This window comes from Nonomuraea sp. C10, from assembly GCF_008017515.1.
Classification (GTDB): Bacteria; Actinomycetota; Actinomycetes; order Streptosporangiales; family Streptosporangiaceae; genus Nonomuraea; species Nonomuraea ferruginea.
Genome location: NZ_VPFF01000001.1, coordinates 451,504 through 469,889, shown reverse-complemented (window position 1 = coordinate 469,889; position 18,386 = coordinate 451,504). Strand labels below are relative to the sequence as shown.

21 protein-coding genes are annotated in these 18,386 nt (G+C 70.7%); 16 read left to right on the top strand and 5 right to left on the bottom strand.

The genetic code is table 11. The features are described from left to right. Positions 1-182 precede the first annotated feature (182 nt). Complete coding sequence (locus tag FR742_RS02230; protein ID WP_148029356.1) at positions 183-1,667, top strand: hypothetical protein; 1,485 nt, start codon at positions 183-185, stop codon at positions 1,665-1,667. 50 nt (positions 1,668-1,717) lie between these two features. Here FR742_RS02230 and FR742_RS02225 read toward each other — a convergent pair whose 3' ends face one another. Then, positions 1,718-3,076 carry a hypothetical protein gene (locus FR742_RS02225; RefSeq protein WP_148029355.1) on the bottom strand — a complete coding sequence of 453 codons (1,359 nt, stop codon included), beginning with the start codon at positions 3,074-3,076 and terminating at the stop codon, positions 1,718-1,720. 133 nt (positions 3,077-3,209) lie between these two features. Next, entirely contained in the window at positions 3,210-4,382 is a 1,173-nt protein-coding gene (locus tag FR742_RS02220) for an NADP-dependent malic enzyme (RefSeq protein WP_261808318.1), read from the bottom strand. Positions 4,383-4,673: 291 nt separating this feature from the next. Between FR742_RS02220 and FR742_RS02215 the strand changes: the two genes are divergently transcribed. From FR742_RS02215 to FR742_RS02200, 4 genes are read left to right on the top strand one after another with little or no spacing between them, the layout of a single operon-like run. Beyond that, the gene (locus FR742_RS02215) at positions 4,674-5,522 is read left to right on the top strand and encodes an ABC transporter substrate-binding protein (RefSeq protein WP_148029353.1); all 849 of its coding nucleotides are present in this window, start codon (positions 4,674-4,676) and stop codon (positions 5,520-5,522) included. A 3-nt stretch (positions 5,523-5,525) separates the two neighbouring features. Further along, positions 5,526-6,353, top strand: coding sequence for an amino acid ABC transporter permease (locus FR742_RS02210; protein WP_148029352.1), 828 nt, complete (start codon positions 5,526-5,528; stop codon positions 6,351-6,353). Then, positions 6,350-7,093 (top strand): amino acid ABC transporter ATP-binding protein, encoded by a 744-nt coding sequence (locus tag FR742_RS02205; RefSeq protein ID WP_148029351.1) that lies wholly within the window; start codon positions 6,350-6,352, stop codon positions 7,091-7,093. The genes FR742_RS02210 and FR742_RS02205 overlap by 4 nt, the downstream gene beginning before the upstream one ends. A gap of 54 nt (positions 7,094-7,147) precedes the next feature. Further along, positions 7,148-7,573, top strand: coding sequence for a CGNR zinc finger domain-containing protein (locus FR742_RS02200; protein ID WP_148029350.1), 426 nt, complete (start codon positions 7,148-7,150; stop codon positions 7,571-7,573). On the opposite strand, the gene FR742_RS02195 is transcribed toward FR742_RS02200, so the two are convergent. After that, positions 7,543-7,839 (bottom strand): S24 family peptidase, encoded by a 297-nt coding sequence (locus FR742_RS02195; protein WP_148029349.1) that lies wholly within the window; start codon positions 7,837-7,839, stop codon positions 7,543-7,545. The two genes, FR742_RS02200 and FR742_RS02195, sit on opposite strands and share 31 nt — an antisense overlap. A 90-nt stretch (positions 7,840-7,929) precedes the next feature. On the opposite strand from FR742_RS02195, the gene sodN reads away from it, so the two are divergent. The 3 genes from sodN (at position 7,930) to FR742_RS02180 (ending at position 9,682) form a co-directional block, all read left to right on the top strand. Beyond that, positions 7,930-8,331, top strand: coding sequence for a superoxide dismutase, Ni (sodN, locus tag FR742_RS02190; protein WP_148029348.1), 402 nt, complete (start codon positions 7,930-7,932; stop codon positions 8,329-8,331). A 128-nt stretch (positions 8,332-8,459) separates the two neighbouring features. Continuing rightward, positions 8,460-8,885 carry an anti-sigma factor gene (locus FR742_RS02185; protein WP_148029347.1) on the top strand — a complete coding sequence of 142 codons (426 nt, stop codon included), beginning with the start codon at positions 8,460-8,462 and terminating at the stop codon, positions 8,883-8,885. 17 nt (positions 8,886-8,902) lie between these two features. Continuing rightward, complete coding sequence (locus FR742_RS02180; protein WP_187280956.1) at positions 8,903-9,682, top strand: RNA polymerase sigma factor SigF; 780 nt, start codon at positions 8,903-8,905, stop codon at positions 9,680-9,682. Here FR742_RS02180 and FR742_RS02175 read toward each other — a convergent pair. Then, positions 9,679-10,038: a hypothetical protein gene (locus FR742_RS02175; protein WP_246640839.1), complete on the bottom strand. Its 360-nt coding sequence runs from the start codon at positions 10,036-10,038 to the stop codon at positions 9,679-9,681. The two genes, FR742_RS02180 and FR742_RS02175, sit on opposite strands and share 4 nt — an antisense overlap. Before the next feature lie 131 nt (positions 10,039-10,169). On the opposite strand from FR742_RS02175, the gene FR742_RS02170 reads away from it, so the two are divergent. Both FR742_RS02170 and FR742_RS02165 read left to right on the top strand, forming a co-directional pair. Then, positions 10,170-11,135, top strand: coding sequence for a diacylglycerol kinase family protein (locus tag FR742_RS02170; protein ID WP_148029345.1), 966 nt, complete (start codon positions 10,170-10,172; stop codon positions 11,133-11,135). 276 nt (positions 11,136-11,411) lie between these two features. After that, the gene (locus FR742_RS02165; protein ID WP_148029344.1) at positions 11,412-11,666 is read left to right on the top strand and encodes a WhiB family transcriptional regulator; all 255 of its coding nucleotides are present in this window, start codon (positions 11,412-11,414) and stop codon (positions 11,664-11,666) included. A gap of 118 nt (positions 11,667-11,784) precedes the next feature. Here the strand turns inward: FR742_RS02165 and FR742_RS02160 are convergent, their stop codons facing one another. Further along, positions 11,785-13,269: a PAS domain-containing sensor histidine kinase gene (locus FR742_RS02160; RefSeq protein ID WP_148029343.1), complete on the bottom strand. Its 1,485-nt coding sequence runs from the start codon at positions 13,267-13,269 to the stop codon at positions 11,785-11,787. A gap of 389 nt (positions 13,270-13,658) precedes the next feature. Between FR742_RS02160 and FR742_RS02155 the strand changes: the two genes are divergently transcribed. The 6 genes from FR742_RS02155 to FR742_RS02130 all read left to right on the top strand — a co-directional run bounded on the left by FR742_RS02155 (position 13,659) and on the right by FR742_RS02130 (position 18,383). After that, positions 13,659-14,378 (top strand): GntR family transcriptional regulator, encoded by a 720-nt coding sequence (locus FR742_RS02155; RefSeq protein WP_148029342.1) that lies wholly within the window; start codon positions 13,659-13,661, stop codon positions 14,376-14,378. Between the two features lie 24 nt (positions 14,379-14,402). Next, positions 14,403-15,119, top strand: coding sequence for a dethiobiotin synthase (gene bioD, locus FR742_RS02150; protein ID WP_148029341.1), 717 nt, complete (start codon positions 14,403-14,405; stop codon positions 15,117-15,119). Between the two features lie 37 nt (positions 15,120-15,156). After that, positions 15,157-15,738: a helix-turn-helix domain-containing protein gene (locus FR742_RS02145; RefSeq protein WP_187280955.1), complete on the top strand. Its 582-nt coding sequence runs from the start codon at positions 15,157-15,159 to the stop codon at positions 15,736-15,738. An 82-nt stretch (positions 15,739-15,820) separates the two neighbouring features. Next, complete coding sequence (locus FR742_RS02140) at positions 15,821-16,981, top strand: sensor histidine kinase (protein ID WP_148029339.1); 1,161 nt, start codon at positions 15,821-15,823, stop codon at positions 16,979-16,981. Next, positions 16,972-17,625: a response regulator transcription factor gene (locus FR742_RS02135; protein WP_148029338.1), complete on the top strand. Its 654-nt coding sequence runs from the start codon at positions 16,972-16,974 to the stop codon at positions 17,623-17,625. The genes FR742_RS02140 and FR742_RS02135 overlap by 10 nt, the downstream gene beginning before the upstream one ends. Then, entirely contained in the window at positions 17,622-18,383 is a 762-nt protein-coding gene (locus FR742_RS02130) for a hypothetical protein (protein ID WP_148029337.1), read from the top strand. Before FR742_RS02135 ends, FR742_RS02130 begins: the two co-directional genes overlap by 4 nt. Positions 18,384-18,386 lie beyond the last annotated feature (3 nt).

Sequence of the window (18,386 nt, the reverse complement as noted above, 5' to 3'; positions counted from 1 at the left end):
TCCCGGAGTCGGGGGTCCAAACCTCGGTTCCTTCTGCTTCACCCGAAGGGCCTGGCTCGCGCCAGGCCCTTCGGCCATTTCTGATGACATTTCTGACAAGATCCCTGTTCGTTTGTGACCAGAGGGACAGGAGTGTCGATAGGGTCTTTACACCCTTGTAGATATACGTGTGGAGCCATCCCGTGAAGCGCCTGCTCATCCCCCTCGCAGCCGCCAGCCTGAGCGTCACCGCTCTGGCCATACCGGCCCAAGCCGCCCCCCACTGGGTCAAGGACCCTCTGACACCCCAAGCGAAGGACGCCTACGGCGCCGCCTTCTTCTGGCTCGACGCCAACGGCGCGGCCCTCAAGAAGGCCACCCAGTACCACTGGGACGCCAAGAAGGTCGACAAGATCGTCCGTAAGGGCGGCACCACTCCCGACGACGGCAAGCCGGGCGCCACGGCTCCGGCGACGACCGGCTCGGGCGGCAAGACCAAGAACGTCAACCTGCCGAAGACCATCGGCAAGGTCTTCTTCGTCGACAAGGCCGGCAAGCACCGCTGGTGCTCGGCCACCTCGATCCAGTCCCGCCACCGCAACCTCGTAGCCACCGCCGGCCATTGCGTGTACGAGAGCGGCGAGGACGTCTTCGCCAAGTGGGTCTTCGTCCCCGGCTACTACCAGGGCACGGCCAAGTTCGGCGTCTACGTGGGCGCCTACGCCTTCACGACCTACGACCTCGACACCTACGACGACTACGACGGCGACTACGCGTTCGTGGCCGTCCACAACGGCTTCGCGCTGGCCGGTGAGAAGGAAGTCACGCCCAAGGAGTACAAGGCCTGGGCCGGTGACAAGTGGGTCAAGCCGCGCGAGATCACCCGCGAGGAGTTCGGCAAGTGCCAGCTCAACCTCGGCGAGTGCTGGTCCGAGGGCAAGGACACGAACCCTGACCTGGTCGGCCCCGACCACCCGGACGCTGTCCTGGAGAAGGTCGAGGTCAGCCCGGAGACGTACAACAAGGCCAAGGCCGGCCGCGCGCAGGGCGCCAAGTACGGCGAGCCGGTGACCGAGGCGGTCACCTACGCCCAGTGGAAGGCCTACAAGGGTCCCGGCACCAAGGGCAAGGACAAGGTCGGCAACTACACCATCACGCGCTACCACGTGCAGCGCTGGGTGAAGCCCGGCACGTCCCGCAAGTACTTCGAGGGCCGGTTCGTCATCGGCCTGGCCAAGGACACCGGCCGCCTCGGTGACGTCGTCGGCGGCCAGGGCTTCGCCTGGAACCAGCCGATGAACCAGCAGACGATGGTCTTCGGCTATCCCGCCGCCCCGCACCCCGACGGCGACAAGCCGTTCACCGGCGTGACGCCGAAGTACTGCTACGGCAAGACGGGCACCAAGACCATCCAGGCGAACATGTTCAAGGTGGAGACCCACCAGGTGCTCAAGTGCTCGATGACCCCGGGCGCCGACGGCGGCCCGTGGCTCATCAAGTGGAACAACTCCAAGCGCACCGGCTACGTCAACGGCGTGACCAGCGTGTTCTACGACGACGACGGCAACGACCGGGTCGACCACATCAGCTCGGCCTACTTCGACGGCGAGACGGCGGACGTCTACAACAAGGCGAACTACGCCCAGACGAAGTCGATCGTCGGCCCGAACGGCGAGCTCCTGCAGTAGTCGTCAGAACGTGAAGAGCCCGCCGGCGCGCCCGGCGGGCTCTTTCGTCTTCAGACCCCCGCGAGTTCCCGCGTCCGCTCCCTCAGCGCCCTGACCGGGGCCTCGTTCTTGTACGGCTCCAGCCGCCTGCGCAGGTCGGCCATGTAGGTGCGGGAGCGGGCCGACTGCAGCTCGCTCCCCAGCGTCATGGCGCCGAGCGCCACCGAGCAGGCTTCCTCCAGCTCGCCGCACTGCAGCAGCCCGGCGGCCAGCAGCGACAGGTTGAACATGCGGCCGCGCACGAAGCGGCCGTCCATGTCGAGCGAGCGCCGCGCCTGTCGTACGGTGCGCTCGCCCTCCCCCAGGTCGCGGAAGCAGTGAGCGATCTTGGCCGACAGGTAGGCCTCGTCGAAGTAGCCCAGCCAGGGCGGCTCGCCGGCCGGCTTGCGGACGTCGAACGCGCGCTCGGCCTCGTGCAGCGCCCCGCCGCAGGCGCGGGCGTCGCCCAGCCCGGCGTGCGCGTGCGCCTCCAGCACGTGGCTGGAGGCCAGCAGGGTGGCCACCCCGGCGCGGCGGGCCGAGAGCTGCGCGGCCCGGGCCAGGTCGAGCGCGTGCGCGTGCTGGCCCATGTAGATCGCCTGGTGTGCCATGCCCGCCAGGATCTCGCCGCCCAGGGCGTGGTCGTCGGAGCCCCTGGCCAGGCGCAGCGCCTGGATGAGGTAGCGCTGGGCGAGGCCGTGCTGCTCCAGGTCGTAGGCCATCCAGCCGGCCAGCCTGGTGAGCTCGGCGGCGGCCGCGGCCAGCTCGCGGCCGGTCTTGTCGCCGTACGAGCCGTCCTTGAGGAGCGGCGTCACGGCGGTGTCCAGATATCTCACGACAGACGAGCGCACGCGCCCGCTGCCGAACCGGTTGTCGAGCTCCCCGAACGAACGGGTGACCTCGTGGATGGCGGCGATGTCCGCACTGCCCACCCTGCGGGCGCCCGCCGCGCTGGGCCGCCCTTCCGGCGGGGAGGTGAGCCACCGCACCGCCCCTACGGAGCCCGCCCCGATCGCGAACGTCGAATCGAGCAGGAACCTCCGTCTCTCCACATCGGCCCGCCACAGCGCCGTCACGGTCGCGACCCCCTCCTGCCACGTGTGCGTGAACTCCTGCCCGAGATCGAGGGGCGTAGCGGCGGCGGGCATGCCCAGGTCATCAGCCGTGACGGGCCTGCCCAGCCGCTGTGCGAAGATCTCGGTCAGGAGCCCGGGCACCGGGTCCCGCGGCCGCTGGCCACCGATCCATCGGAGGACGGAGCTGTGGTCGTACTTGAGGCCGGGGGTGCCACGCGCGGCTCCCAGATCGTTGAGGCGCCTGGCCAGACCCTTGTGGGAAAAGCCCGCCTCCACGATGAGCTGCCGCAGCAGTCGATTGGGCTCGCGTTTCATCGCTCTCCTCCAGGCAGGAGCCGGCGCCCGCATCCTTACAGAGGGCTCTTGTTATAGCACGCTGGGTAAAGGATGTTTGAGGAATCCTTCACTCGCTGCCGACCCGGCGGGCTCCTGCCTGGAGAGAAGACGATCAGGCGCGGGCGACTCCGTCGGCCCTGGCCTGCGCGGCGACGGCGGCCGTGACCGCGGGGGCGACCCGCTCGTCGAACGAGCTCGGGATGACGTAGTCGGCGCTGAGGTCGTCGCCCACCACGCCCGCGAGCGCGTCGGCGGCGGCCACCTTCATGTTCTCGGTGATCGTGGTGGCCCGCACGTCGAGGGCGCCGCGGAAGACGCCGGGGAAGGCCAGCACGTTGTTGATCTGGTTGGGGAAGTCGGAGCGGCCGGTGGCCACGACCGCCGCGTGGCGGGCGGCGACGGCGGGCTCGACCTCGGGCGTCGGGTTGGACAGCGCGAACACGATGGCGCCGTCGGCCATGGCGGCGACCGCCCGCTCGGCGACGGTCGAGCCGGACAGGCCGACGAACACGTCCGCCCCTGCCAGCGCGTCCTCGGTGGACCCGGTGTGCTTGGCGCGGTTGGTGTCGCGGGCCAGGGCCTCCTTGACCGGGTTGAGTCCCTCGCGGCCGGAGTAGATCATGCCCTTGGAGTCGGCGACGGCGATGTCGCCGATGCCGGCCTCCAGCAGGATGCGGCTGACCGCGACGCCGGACGCCCCGGCCCCGGCCACCACGGCCCGCAGGTCGCCCAGCGAGCGGCCGGTCAGGCGGGCGGCGTTGCGCAGCGCGGCCAGCACCACGATCGCCGTGCCGTGCTGGTCGTCGTGGAAGACGGGGATGTCGAGCCGCTCGCGGAGCTGCCTCTCGACCTCGAAGCAGCGCGGCGCGCTGATGTCCTCGAGGTTGATGCCCCCGAACGAGGGCGCCAGCCGCACCACGGTCTCCACCAGCTCGTCGACGTCGGTGCAGGCGAGGCAGATGGGCACCGCGTCGACGCCGCCGAACTCCTTGAACAGCAGCGCCTTGCCCTCCATGACCGGCATGGCGGCCACGGGTCCGATGTCGCCCAGGCCGAGCACGGCGGTGCCGTCGCTGACGACGGCGACCACGTTGGAGATCCAGGTATAGGTGTCGGCCAGCGCGGGCGTCTCGGCGATGGCGCTGCAGACGCGTGCAACGCCGGGCGTGTAGGCGAGCGCCAGATCGTCGGCGTTGCGCACCGGAACGGTCGAGCGGACCTCAAGCTTCCCCCCGCGGTGCAGGGCGAAGGCCGGATCGGATTCGTGAGCGGATGTGATGGACACAGCGACCCCAGTAGTGGTTGTGACGGAAGAGACCTTGGGCAGACGGGCGGAGATGCCTGGCCTCGGTTCGCCAGGATCCCCTCGTCGATGCCTCGGAGGGGTACGGGGGTCACCCGTCGCTCCATAGTGACACATGCTGAGACGGGATCAGGTAGCCCCCCTGACGCCGCTTCGTTGACGCATCGTTAAAAGCCCGATGACTGACTGCAGCTAAACCCGCTCTAAACTGCACAAAGCTCAACCTTTCTCCGCATACCACTTCGAGGAGGCCTCCCCGTGGCCCTCTGGTCCATGAAGCGCCGAGGCATGGCCGCCGGCGCCCTTGCGTTGACCGCCACCCTGACCCTGTCCGCGTGCGGCAGCGACTCGGGAGGTTCCGGTACGACCTCCGCCAGCGCCTCCGCGGACGCCGGTGACGCGGCGGGCGGCGCCAAGCTGGTGCAGCCCGGCAAGCTGACGGTCTGCACCAACGTCCCCTACGAGCCGTTCCAGTTCAAGGAAGGCGACAAGATCGTCGGCTTCGACGTCGACATCGTGGACCTCGTCGCCAAGAAGCTCGGCGTCGAGCAGGAGATCGTCGACATCGACTTCGCGGTGATCAAGAGCGGCGCCGCCATGGCCACCAACAAGTGCGACCTGGCCGCCGCCGGCATGACCATCACCGAGGAGCGCAAGGCGAACATCACGTTCTCCGACCCGTACTTCGACGCCACCCAGGCCCTCCTGGCCAAGAAGGGCACCGGCGCCACGTCCCTGGAGGACGTCAAGGCCAAGGGTCTCAAGCTGGGCGCCCAGGCCAGCACGACCGGCCTCGACTACGTCAAGAAGAACGGGTTCGACCCGACCGAGTACGCCGACTCCCCCAAGGAGCTCCTCGCTCTGCAGGCCGGCCAGGCCGACGTGATCGTCCAGGACCTGCCCGTGGTGCTCACCTGGCTGAAGAAGCCGGAGATCGCGGAGAAGTTCGAGCTGATCGCCAGCCTCGACACCGGCGAGCAGTACGGGCTCGGCATGAAGAAGGACGCCGACCCGGTGCTGGTCAAGACCGTCAACGAGGAGCTCGCGGCGGCGAAGTCGGACGGCAGGTACGAAGAGATCTTCGTGAAGTGGTTCGACAAGAAGCCCGGCGAGCTGGGCTGATCCATGGCGGACCAGCCGAAGGCGGCTGAGCCGGCCCGGCGCCGGCTCAGCCCTCGCAAGAGGCAGCGCATCTTCCGCGGCGTCCAGTACGCCATCCTGGTCGCCGCCTTGGTCGCCCTCGCCCTTTACGCCGACTGGGCCAGCCTGGCCCAGAACTTCGCGCGGCTGGACATCGCCGAGCTGATGCTGCCCGACCTGTTCACGGTCGCGCTGCTCAACACGATGGTGTACGCGGTCGGCGGGTTTCTGTTCTCCTTCGTGTTCGGCCTGATCGTGGCGCTGATGCGGCTGTCCACGGTGGGCCCGTACCGGTGGCTGGCGACGCTCTACATCGAGATCTTCCGGGGCGTGCCCGCCCTGCTGGTCTTCCTGATGATCGTCTTCCTGCCGCTGGCGCTGCCAGGTTTCGCGGTGCCCTTCGGCACCTACGGCCAGGCCATTCTCGGCCTCGGCCTGGTCGGCACCGCCTACCAGGCGGAGATCTTCCGGGCGGGCCTGCAGGCGGTGCCCCGGGGGCAGACGGAGGCCGCCAGGTCGCTGGGCATGTCGGCGACCAGGGCTCAGTTCACCGTGGTGGTCCCGCAGGCGATCCGGATCGTCATCCCGCCGACCACCAACCAGTTCGTGGCCCTGCTCAAGGACTCCTCGCTGGTGCTCTTCCTGGGCGTTTCGGGCCAGTACGTCGATCTGACCAAGTTCGGCAACGACATGGCGTCCACCCACGCCAACGCCACGCCCATTCTGGTCGCCGGTCTGACGTACCTGATCGTCACGGTGCCGCTGGGCTACCTGGCGGGACGTCTGGAGAAGCGCAAGGGGACGAGCCGATGACGCACGCGATCGAGATCAAGGACCTGCACAAGCACTTCGGCCAGAACGAGGTGCTGCGCGGCATCGACATGACCGTCGAGCCCGGCCAGGTCGTCTGCGTCATCGGGCCGTCGGGCTCCGGCAAGTCGACGCTGCTGCGCTGCGTCAACCTGCTGGAGGAGCCCACCCGGGGCAAGGTCTTCGTCGACGGCGTCGAGGTGAACGACCCCGACGCCGACATCGACGCGGTACGACGCCGCATCGGCATGGTGTTCCAGCAGTTCAACCTGTTCCCGCACATGACGGCGCTGCAGAACGTGATGATCGCCCAGCAGCGGGTGCTGAAGCGCGGCAAGCGGGACGCCGAGAAGATCGCCAGGGAGAACCTGGAGAAGGTCGGCGTCGGCGAGAAGTGCGACTCCTTCCCCATCCAGCTCTCCGGCGGGCAGCAGCAGCGGGTGGCCATCGCCAGGGCGCTGGCCATGGACCCCGGCCTCATGCTGTTCGACGAGCCCACCTCCGCGCTCGACCCCGAGCTGGTCGGCGACGTGCTCGCGGTCATGCGCAAGCTGGCCGAGGAGGGCATGACCATGCTCGTGGTCACCCATGAGATGGGGTTCGCCCGCCAGGTGGCCGACCGGGTGGTGTTCATGGACGGCGGCGTCATCGTCGAGGACGGCCCGCCCGCCCAGGTGATCGGCGATCCGCAGCACGAGCGGACCCGCACCTTCCTGGAACGCGTGCTGCACCCCGAGGAGTGATCGCTGGACGCCCGCGCGACCGGGCGTCCAGCACTTTTCATGTAATACTCCCGCATGGACTTGACCTCTTACGCCGAGTGGGCGGTCCGTCTCGTCAACGACCCGGAACCGCCGCCCGGCCTGCGGGAGCTGCGGGCCGAGCTGGCCGCGGTGTTCGACGCCGCGGGCGCCGAGGAGCGGCTGGTGGCCCTGCTCAACGACCTGCTCGTGCGCTACCCCGTACGGCCTCAGCTCACCGACCACGACGGCCGGGGCTGGCACCTGCACCTGGCCGGCCACACCGGCGCTGCCGCCGTGATGGGGCTCGCCTCGGTGGTGGCGGAGCTGGGCGCCGACCGGCTCGGCCGCTGCCTGGAGACGCGCTGCGACCGCGCCTTCCTCGACACCTCGTCCAACCGGTCGCGCCGCTACTGCTCGCCCCGCTGCGCCAGCAGGGCCAACGTCGCGGCCTACCGGGCGCGCCGCCGCGGCGGCCAGTAGCGCAGCACGACGCGGCCCACGAGCTCGGGGACCGCGCCGAAGTCCCAGCTGTCGCGGCGGCCGCTCGCGCGCTGGTTGTCGCTCTCCAGCCACCAGCCGTCGGCGCCGTGCCAGGCGGCCCGCTTGACGATCAGCCGCTCCGGCTCGCCGGGCAGCCGGGCCACCACGATGTCGCCCGGCCGGGGCGGCACCCGGCGGCACACCAGCAGCCAGTCTCCCGGCAGCAGCGCGGGCCGCATCGAGTCGCCCTCGACACGCACTCTCATGGGCCGCCACCCCTTTCTCCCCGGGGGTTCGGAGACGAGTAAGGTCGGTACGAGGACCAAGCTCATTCGGCATCTAGGAAGGACTTTCTGATGCTCGCACGACTGCTACGACCCAAGCATGTCGCTTCCGCGCACTGCGACCTGCCCTGCGGCGTCTATGACCCGGCACAGGCCCGGATCGAGGCGGAGTCGGTGAAGGCGATCATGGAAAAGTACGCGGCGAACGAGGACCCGGTCTTCCGCGCCCGTGCCATCACCATCAAGGAGGAGCGCGCGGAGCTGGTCAAGCACCACCTCTGGGTGCTCTGGACCGACTACTTCAAGCCGCCGCACCTGGAGCAGTACCCCCAGCTCCACCAGCTCTTCTGGGACGCCACCAAGCTGGCCGGCGCCGCCGGGGCCAAGGGCACCGTCGACGTCGCCAAGGGCGAGGAGCTCCTCGGCAAGATCGACGAGATCTCCAAGATCTTCTGGGAAACCAAGGCCGCCTAAACCGGCCTAAAGGCTCTGTGCGGCCTTCAGGCCGCACAGAGCCTTTTCCGTTGAGGGCGAGTCTGAATCCGCCAAGCAGCTCCTTCTGGCGGTAAGTTGCAGTCAGCGTCGTATACGCGAGGAGGAACGTGACCGAGGACACCGAGACGCGCGCGACAGGTGAGGCCGCCATCCGCGACGTGGTGAGCATCAGGCTCCCCGCCGACAGCGCCTACCTGTCTGTGTTGCGTACGGCCACAGCCGGCCTGGCCGCCCGGCTGGATTTCACGCTGGACGAGATCGAGGATCTGCGGATCGCGGTCGACGAGGCGTGCGCCATGCTGCTCAACGAGGCGGTGCCGGGCACCGACCTGACCGCCGAGTTCGAGCTCACCGGGCAGGAGATGCAGGTCCGCGTCGAGGTGGCGACCGTCGGGAGCTCCGCACCGAAACGCGATGACTTCGCCTGGATGGTGCTGACGGCCCTCGCCGACGACGTCGACGCGGTGACCGACGCGGCCGATCGCATGGCGATCATCCTGCGTAAGCGCCGAGGCGCGGCGAGGCCGGCGTGACGGAAAGGACTGGAGCCATGGCCGCCAGCGACCACGCCGTGCCCGACCGGGTCCGTGCTCGCATGCTGTTCGCCGAGCTGTCCGAGCTGGGCCCCGACGAGCCGCGCCGGCAACGCATCAGGGACGAGTTGGTCGAGCTCCACCTTCCCCTGGTCGAATACCTGGCCCGCCGCTTCCGCAACCGAGGCGAGTGGCTCGACGACCTCACCCAGGTCGCCACCATCGGGCTGATCAAGTCCATCGACCGCTTCGACCTCAACCGCGGCGTCGAGTTCTCCACGTACGCGACGCCCACCATCGTCGGCGAGATCAAGCGTCACTTCCGCGACAAGGGCTGGGCGGTCCGGGTGCCGCGCCGCCTGCAGGAGCTGAAGCTCTCGCTCACGAAGGCCATCAGCGAGCTGTCGCAGCGCGAGGGGCGCGCCCCCACGGTCGCGGAGCTGGCCGCCTTCCTGAAGATGACCGAGGAGGAGGTGCTGGAGGGTCTTGAGTCGGCCAACGCCTACTCGACGGTCTCCCTCGACGCGCCCGACTCCGGCGACGACGACGCCCCCGCGGTGTCCGACTCGCTCGGCATCGTGGACGAGTCGCTCGAAGGCGTCGAATACCGCGAGTCGCTCAAACCGCTGCTCGAACGGCTGCCGCCGCGCGAGAAGCGCATCCTGCTGCTGCGGTTCTTCGGCAACATGACCCAGTCGCAGATCGCCACCGAGCTCGGCATCTCGCAGATGCACGTGTCGCGGCTGCTCGCCCGCACCCTCGCCCAGCTCCGCGAGGGCCTGACGGCCGACGACTAGGCGTCGTCGCCGAAGAACGCGTGAGTGGTGGGAGGCGCCAGCAACATGCCCAGCCCGGCGAGGGCGACCGCGATCAGCGGGATCCCGAGCGCGGGCTGGTCTGACTGGATGAGCGTCACGGCGACCGGCAACAGGAAGATCTGGGCCACCACACCGGGGGCCCTCCCCCAGCGCTGGCCGGCCAGCAGCCCGCCCCATGCCACCCAGAGCAGCCCGGCGCCGATCAGCACCCCGAACGCGGCCTCGGCCAGCGCGGCCGTCAGGTCGGACGCCCCGCCGAGCACGGTCCCGACCGCGGCGTAAACTCCCAGGCCCAGCGCGACCAGCCCTTCAAGGGCGACGATCACGGCTGCCATCACCAAACTCCACGGACGCTTCCCCACACCCGAACCCTATCCGCCCCGGCCGCCTTACTTTCCCTGCGCGACCACCTTAAAAAAGGATGTTCACGACAAGCCGGACATCCATCAGCGGCTACCCTGGCCTCATGCGCGCGATGCTCCTGGTCAACCCCAAGGCCACCACCACCAACGCCCGCACGCGCAACGTGCTGCTCCGCGCGCTCGGCGCGGCCGTCGAGCTGGCCGTCGAGGAGACGGCCTACCGCGGCCACGCGGCCACGCTGGCCGCCACCGCCCGCGCCAAGGGCTACGACATGGTGGTCGTGCTGGGCGGCGACGGCACCATCAACGAGACCGTGAACGGTCTGCTCAACCCGGTCAACGGCGCCCCCGAGCCGCTCGGCGACGACCCGAGCATGAGCCGCCCCGCGCTCGCCGTCATCCCCGGCGGCAGCGCCAACGTGTTCGCCCGCGCCCTCGGGCTGCCCAACAACCCGGTGGAGGCCACCGGCGCGGTGCTGGAGGCGCTGCGCGAGGGCCGCCGGCGCACCGTGGGGCTGGGGCAGGCGCTGTGGGAGGGCGAGAGCCGCTATTTCACCTTCTGCTCGGGCCTGGGCTACGACGCCGAGGTCATCAGGGCCGTGGAGGGCCTGCGCGGCACCGGCCGCAAGGCCACGCCCGCCCGCTACGTGAACACCGCGCTGCGCCACTACCTCGCCACCGACAAGCGGCGTCCGGCGATGACGCTGACCGGCCCCGGCATCCCCAGGGCCAGGGGCGTGTTCATGGCGATCGTCTCCAACACCTCGCCGTGGACGTACCTCGGCAGCAGGCCCGTCCAGCCCACCCCGTGGGCCGGCTTCGAGACCGGGCTCGACCTGCTCGGGCTGCGCCGGATGGGCGTCATGGCCCTGCTGCCGGTGATCCGCCACATCCTCACGCAACGTGACAGCCTTCCGTCGGGCAAACACCTCGTGCAGCTGCACGACGAGGCCGAGTTCACGCTCACCGCGGACCGTCCCGTGGCCTTTCAACTGGACGGAGACTATTTGGGGGAACGTGAGGCCGTGACCTTCCGTGCTACACCGAACGCGTTACAAGTTCTGGTCTAGCTGGTTACATTCGGTCATGGTGTGACGCATACGACAGCCATTACGGGGAAAACTTGGGTGTTGCCCTCTTGCGTGCACTCTCCGTGGCTGAAAAGCTCATAGTGACGTCGGAACGTAGGACCTTTAGCCAAAACCCCTGGTCCTCCGGCGTATGCGGGCAGCCCCGGCTCCACCACAAGGTGCCGGGGAATTGTTCGCACGCCTTAGTGAAACTCTTCACAAAGTAGTAGCCGCACCGGAGCCGACCGCAGGCTCCATCTACTAAGGAGTGGACGCATGGACTGGCGACACCGAGCCGCCTGCCGTGACGTGGACCCCGAGCTGTTCTTCCCGATCGGGAACACCGGACCGGCACTCATGCAGATCGAGGAAGCCAAAGAGGTCTGCCGTTCCTGTTCGGCCGTGGAAGCCTGCCTCAAGTGGGCGCTGGAGTCCGGTCAGGACGCCGGTGTGTGGGGCGGCCTCAGTGAGGACGAGCGTCGCGCGCTCAAGCGACGCACCGCTCGGGCCCGCGCCCGCGCGACCGCCTGACCGACATCGACGCAGAAGGCAGGAACCCGCCTGAAAACCGCGACGAGCCGACCAGCCTGGCACGACACCGTGTCCGCCAGGACCGCGCCGCGTCCCCGATAGCCAGGGGACGCGGCGTTCAGGCTTTCTGACGGTCTCCCGCGGGCAGCGGGATGGAGAGCGTCGCTTCCGTGCCGCCGCCTTCGCGCGGTCTCACCGAGAGCTTGCCCGACAGCTCCCCCTCGACGAGCGTGCGGACGATCTGCAGCCCGAGGCTGGTCGAGCTGTCGAGGTCGAACCCCTCGGGCAGGCCCCTGCCGTCGTCCCAGACGACGACACGCAGCCGCTCGGGGCCCGACTCCACCACCACCTGCAGCCGCTCGGGCCGGCCGTGCTGGAGCGCGTTCTGCATCAGCTCGGTCAGGGCCATGGCCAGCGGGGTGGCGATGAGCGAGGGCAGCACGCCGAACGCCCCCAGCCGGCGCGGCGTGACCCCGGCCTCCGGCGCCGACACCTCCCCCGCCATCGCGATCACGCGGTCGGCGATCTCGTCGAAGTCGACGAACTCCTCCGGCGCGTGCGAGAGGGTCTCGTGCACGATCGCGATCGACCCGACCCGCCGCACCGCCTCCTCCAGCGCCTCCCGGCCCTCCGGCACCTGCAGCCGCCTGGCCTGCAGCCTGAGCAGGGCGGCGACGGTCTGCAGGTTGTTCTTGACCCGGTGGTGGATCTCGCGGATGGTGGCGTCCTTGGTCATCAGCTCGCGCTCGCGCCGCCGCAGCTCGGTCACGTCGCGGATGAGCACCAGCGCGCCGATGCGGCCGCCGCCGACGATCAGCGGGATCGCGCGCAGTTGCACGATCGTGCCGCCGGACTCGACCTCGGTCTCCTTGGCGGCCCGCCCGCTGGCCACGATCATCAGGTCTTCGTTGATCGGCTCGTCGGAGTAGCACAGGGTGGCGGTGACCCGGCCCAGCTCGACGCCCACCAGGTCGGCGTGCAGGCCGAGCCGCCGGTAGGCCGACAGCGCGTTCGGGGACGCGTACGTGACCCGGCCGGCCCGGTCGAGCCGCAGCAGGCCGTCGCCGACGCGCGGCGAGCGCACCAGGATGGGCTCCTCGCCGGAGAACGGGAAGCGGCCCTCCGCCACCATCTGCGCCAGGTCGGAGGCGCTCTGCAGGTAGGTCAGCTCCAGCCGCGACGGGGTGCGGGCGGACGACAGGTTGGTGGAGCGCTGGATGACGGCCAGGAACCGGGCGTCGCCGCCGGGGACGGCCCGTCGCACCGGGATGGTCTCCTCCCGCACCGGGACGCCCGTCGACCAGTCGGGGTCGCCCTCGCGGCAGATGCGCCGCTCGCTCCAGGCGGTGTCGATCAGCGGGCGCTCGCCCCTGGCCACGACGCTGCCGACGACGTCGTCGTGGTAGACGGTGGGGCCGGTGGTGGGCCGCATCTGGGCGATCGCGATCCAGCCGTCCTCCCCCAGCAGCGGCGCCCACAGGATGAGGTCGGCGAACGACAGGTCCGCCAGCAGCTGCCAGTCGGAGACCAGCGAGTGCAGCCAGTCGAGGTCCGCCCCGTCGAGCGCGGTGTGGCGGACGACGAGGTCGCTGAGAGTCGGCACGACTGCATCATGCGTGGTTTCCCGCCGAACATCCAAACCGGCGCCCTGGCCGTACGCGCTCAGAGGACGGCCAGTGATAACCATCACATCACCGGCGGGGGCAGGAGACGAAAGGCACGTCTCCCGTACGACTGCGCACCTGCGCGAACAGGAAGGACGCGATCCTCGGTTGCCACGCCGCCCACGGCTGTGGATATCCTTCACCATCAGCCTGAGCTGCCCGTACGGGCGCGCGGCAGGGCAGGTGAGCGGGTCTGCGCGGAGCAGAGAGCCGGGGCACCGGCGCGCTGCCCTCGCGCGCGGTTGACCGTGAGGGCAGATCTGGGTTCCGATGATCTAGCGGTGATCCGACACGCCCTCACCGCCGTGGCAGAAGTGAAGGTGAGAGCGTGACAGACGAAGGCCCTCGCGTACCGAAGTACTACGACGTGAAGCGGAGCCTGCTCGAGCTCACGAAGTCGCTCCAGCCGGGCACCGCGCTGCCCCCCGAGCGGACTCTCGCGGTGCGCTTCGAGACCTCCCGCACCACGGTCAGGCAGGCGCTGACCGAGCTGGTCGTCGAAGGACGGCTGCTGCGCATCCAGGGCAAGGGCACGTTCGTCGCGCAGCCCAAGGTGGCCCAGGTGCTGCAGCTCACCTCGTACATCGGAGACCTGCGCACGGCGGGGCTGGAGCCCGACACGAAGATCCTGGAGATGGGCTACATCACCGCCGACGAGCCGCTGGCGCGGCGGCTGGCGATCAACCCGGGCGGCCGCGTGCTGCGCATCCACCGCCTGCGGCTGGCCAACGGCGAGCCCGTCTCGGTCGACACCACCCACCTGTCGGCGCGGCGCTTCCCGCGCCTGCGCCGCGAGCTGGAGGTGCACTCCTCGCTGTACGAGACGCTGCACAACGCCTACACCGTGCGGCTGACCGACGCCGAGGAGATCATCGAGACCGTGCTGGCCACCCCGTACGACGCCAAGCTGCTCGGCGTGGACGTGGGCCTGCCCATGCTGCTGCTCACCCGCCACGCCTTCGACGCCGACGGCAACCCGGTGGAGTGGGCGCAGTCGCTCTACCGCGGCGACCGCTACAAGTTCGTCACCCGCCTGCGCCGTCCCTGAGTCGCGCCCCTCTACGCTGGGCCGATGAGCGTCATCGTGGTCACCGGCACCGGCTCGGGCGTGGGCAAGACGGTGGTGTGCGCGGCCCTGGCGGCGCTGGCCCGCACGCGCGGGGCGAGCGCGGCGGTGGTCAAGCCCGCGCAGACCGGCGTGCGGCCCGGCGAGCGCGGCGACCTGGACGAGGTCATCAGGCTGTCCGGGGTGCCGACCACGTTCGAGCTGGCCCGTTTCGAGCAGCCGCTGTCGCCGGCCGCGGCGGCGCGGGCGGCCGGGGTGCCGCCGGTGTCGCTCGCGCAGGCCGCCCTGCGGATCCGGGAGCTGGCCGAGAGCAGCCGGCTGGTGGTCGTGGAGGGCACGGGCGGGCTGCTGGTGCGCTTCGACGAGGACGGCGCGACGATCGCCGACCTGGCCAGGCTGCTGGGCGCGCAGGTGCTGGTCGTGACCGGGGCGGGCTGCGGCACGCTCAACCACACGGCGCTCACTCTGGAGGCGCTCGCGCACCGCGGGCTGGACCTGGCCGGGGTGGTCATCGGCGGGTGGCCCGCCGAGCCCGGCGTGATCGAGCGGAGCAACGTGGCCGACCTGGAGATGCTGGCGGCGCGGCCGCTGGCGGGCGCGCTGCCGGAGGGCGCCGGGCTGCTCGACGCCGGCGCCTTCGCGGCGGTGGCGCGGCGCGGGCTGGCCGTGACGCTGGGCGGCGCCTTCGACCCCGCCGCGTTCCGCGACTCGTACCACGTCTAGGATTGCCGGAACGGCAAGTCACGTTGCGGGAGTGGCCATGACGGAAGCGATCGAGGACGTCCTGACCCAGGTCGGCCCCCGGCTCAAGCGGCTGCGCGCCGAGCACGGCCTGACCCTGACCGGGCTGGCCGAGGCCACCGGCATCTCCACCAGCACGCTGTCGCGCCTGGAGTCGGGGCAGCGCCGGCCCACGCTGGAGCTGCTGCTGCCCATCGCCCAGGCCTACCAGGTGCCGCTGCAGGAGCTGGTGGGCGCGCCCGAGGTCGGCGACCCGCGCATCCGCCCCACCCCACGCCGGCTCAACGGCATGACCGTGCTGCCGCTGACCCGCCAGCCGGGGCCCCTGCAGGCGTTCAAGATGATCATCCCGCACCGGGGCGGCACACCCGAGCCGCAGACCCACGAGGGCTACGAATGGCTCTACGTGCTGTCCGGACGGCTGCGCCTGGTGCTGGCCGACCGCGACCTGGTGCTGAAGGCCGGGGAGGCGGCCGAGTTCGACACCCGGCTGCCCCACTGGTTCGGCTCCGCCGACGAGCAGCCCGTCGAGGTCCTCAGCCTCTTCGGGCGCCAGGGCGAGCGCATGCACGTCCGGGCCAGGCCGAAGTCGCGCACCTGACCGGGGGTGGGGCTAACCCCACCCCGTACCCGGACGACAAACCCATGTCCAGCGGACCTTCCACCTCAATACGGTGGATTCCATGAAGGTCCCCCGTCCCTGGTCGGCCAGGGCCTGGCTGGACACCGCGCACGTGATCACCGGGCTGCCCGTCGCCTGCCTGCTCGCCGCGGCGACGCTCCCGCTGGCCCTGTTCCCCGCCGCGCTCCGTCACGCCCTGCCCTGGCTCACCGGGGTGCAGCGCTCCAGGTTCGCGGCGTTCCAGGGGGCGCGCATCCCGCCGGTCCCGGTGGCGTCCGGCTGGCGCACGCTGAGCCTGTGGCGGCAGGTGGGCTACCACGCGCTGTCGCCGCTCGTGAGCTTCCCCGCGGCCGTCCTGGTGTCGCTGGCCTGGGGGGCGGGCCTCGTGGGCGTGCTGGCCTTCCTGGGGCCGCTGTCCAGCCCGCCGCCCATGGTCTTCACGCCCGACCTGCGCGACCCCGCGGTGGCGGTCGTCTACGCGCTGGCCGGCGTCGTCCTGCTGGTGCTGGCGCCGCTGCTGGCCCGCGTCATGGCCGCGCTCGACCTGGCGATCGCCCGCGCGCTGCTCGGCCCCAGCCGCAAGGAGCTGGACGAGCGGATCGAGACGCTGACCGAGAGCCGCGCGGGCGTGATCGACGCCGCGGACGCCGAGCGCCGCCGCATCGAGCGCGACCTGCACGACGGCGCCCAGCAGCGGCTGGTGTCGCTCGCGATGAACCTCGGCATCGCCCGCGCCACGCTGACCGACCTGCCCGACCCCGCGCGCCAGGCCATCGAGCAGGCGCACGAGGAGGCCAAGCAGGCGCTCAGGGAGCTGCGCGACCTCGTCCGCGGCCTGCACCCCGCGGTGCTCAACGACCAGGGCCTGGACGCGGCGCTCTCCGGCGTGGCCGCGCGGGCCCCCATCCCGGTGCGGCTGGAGGTCGGCATCGACCGCCGCGTCTCCCCGACGATCGAGGCGGTGGCGTTCTTCACCGTGTCCGAGGCACTGACCAACATCGCCAAGCACGCCGCGGCCACCCGGGCCGAGGTGACCGTGCGGCGCGAGCGCGACCGGCTGCGCCTGCTGGTGTACGACGACGGCTGCGGAGGCGCGACGATGGACCGGGGCACCGGGCTGCGCGGCCTGGCCCAGCGGGTCGAGTCCGTCGACGGCACGCTGCGGCTGAGCAGCCCGCTGGGCGGGCCGACGACGATCGAGGTGGAACTACCGTGCGCATAGTGCTCGCCGAGGACTCCGTACTGCTGCGCGAAGGGCTGATCCGGCTGCTGGAGGGCTCGGGCATGCGGGTGGTCGCGGCCGTGGCCGAGGCCGAAGGGCTGCTGCGGGCCGCCGAGGAGCACCGGCCCGACCTCGTGCTCACCGACGTCCGCATGCCGCCCACGCACACCGACGAGGGGCTGCGGGCCGCGCTGGTGCTGCGCCGCCAGCGGCCGGCGCTCGCCGTCCTGGTGCTGTCGCAGTACGTGGAGGAGCGCTACGCCGCCCAGCTGCTGTCGTCCGCCACGGGCGGCGTCGGCTACCTCCTGAAGGACCGGGTGGCTGACGTCGCCGAGTTCGTCGACGCGCTGCGCAGGGTCGCGGCCGGCGGCACCGCGCTCGACCCGGAGGTGGTGGCCCAGCTCCTGCTGCGCGGCCACAGTGACCCGCTGGACCGGCTGACACCCCGCGAGTACGAGGTGCTCCAGCTGATGGCGGAGGGCCGCTCCAACGCGGGCATCGGGCAGGCGCTGGTGCTCAGCGAGGGCGCGGTGGGCAAGCACATCGGCAACATCTTCGCCAAGCTCGACCTGCCCCCCGCCGAGGGCGACCACCGGCGGGTGCTGGCCGTGCTCCAGTTCCTCAAGATCAGGAGCTTGCCGTGAGGCGGCTCTGGCTGGTCCTGGGCGCGACCCTGACGGTGGTCGCACTGGCCGTCTCCACCAACCTCGTCTGGCAGGCCGTCGCCGACCCCAGCCCGCCCACCGAGCTGACGTGGCGGTCCATCCCGTTCCGGGGCGGCGCGCTGACGATCGAGGCCGGCGACGACATCCACGTGCACATCCAGGCGGGCCGGGCCGGTTCCGTCGGGGTGGGGCGCCAGCTGATGTGGACCGGGCGGAAGCCCACGGTGAGCGAGGAGTGGGCTGACAACGCGCTCCGCCTCGACGGCGGCTGCCCCGGCGACCACCTCCCCGGTCAGCCGGACTGCCTGGTCAACTACCAGCTGTTCGTCCCACCGGAGACCGACATCGAGGCGACCACGAGCGCCTCGCTGAGCGTCAGCGGCATCCACGGCGACGTCAGCCTCACCTCCGCCTGGGGACTCGTCGACGCCGACGACCTGACCGGTGACCTGCGGCTGCGCAGCGAGACCGGCGACATCGACGCCGCACGCCTGCGCGGCGGCGTGGTGGACGCCGAGACCGGCACCGGCACGGTGCGGCTGTCGTTCGACACTCCCCCGGCCGACGTGCGCGCCGTGGTCAGGGCCGTCGGCGACATCGGGATGGACCTGCCCGAAGGCGACTACGACGTGACCGCCAGCGCCCCCGAGACGGACGTCGAGAGCCGCGTCGACCCGTCCTCGTCACGCAAGGTGCGCGCCACGACCCGCGACGGCGTCATCCACATCTGCTGCTGACCT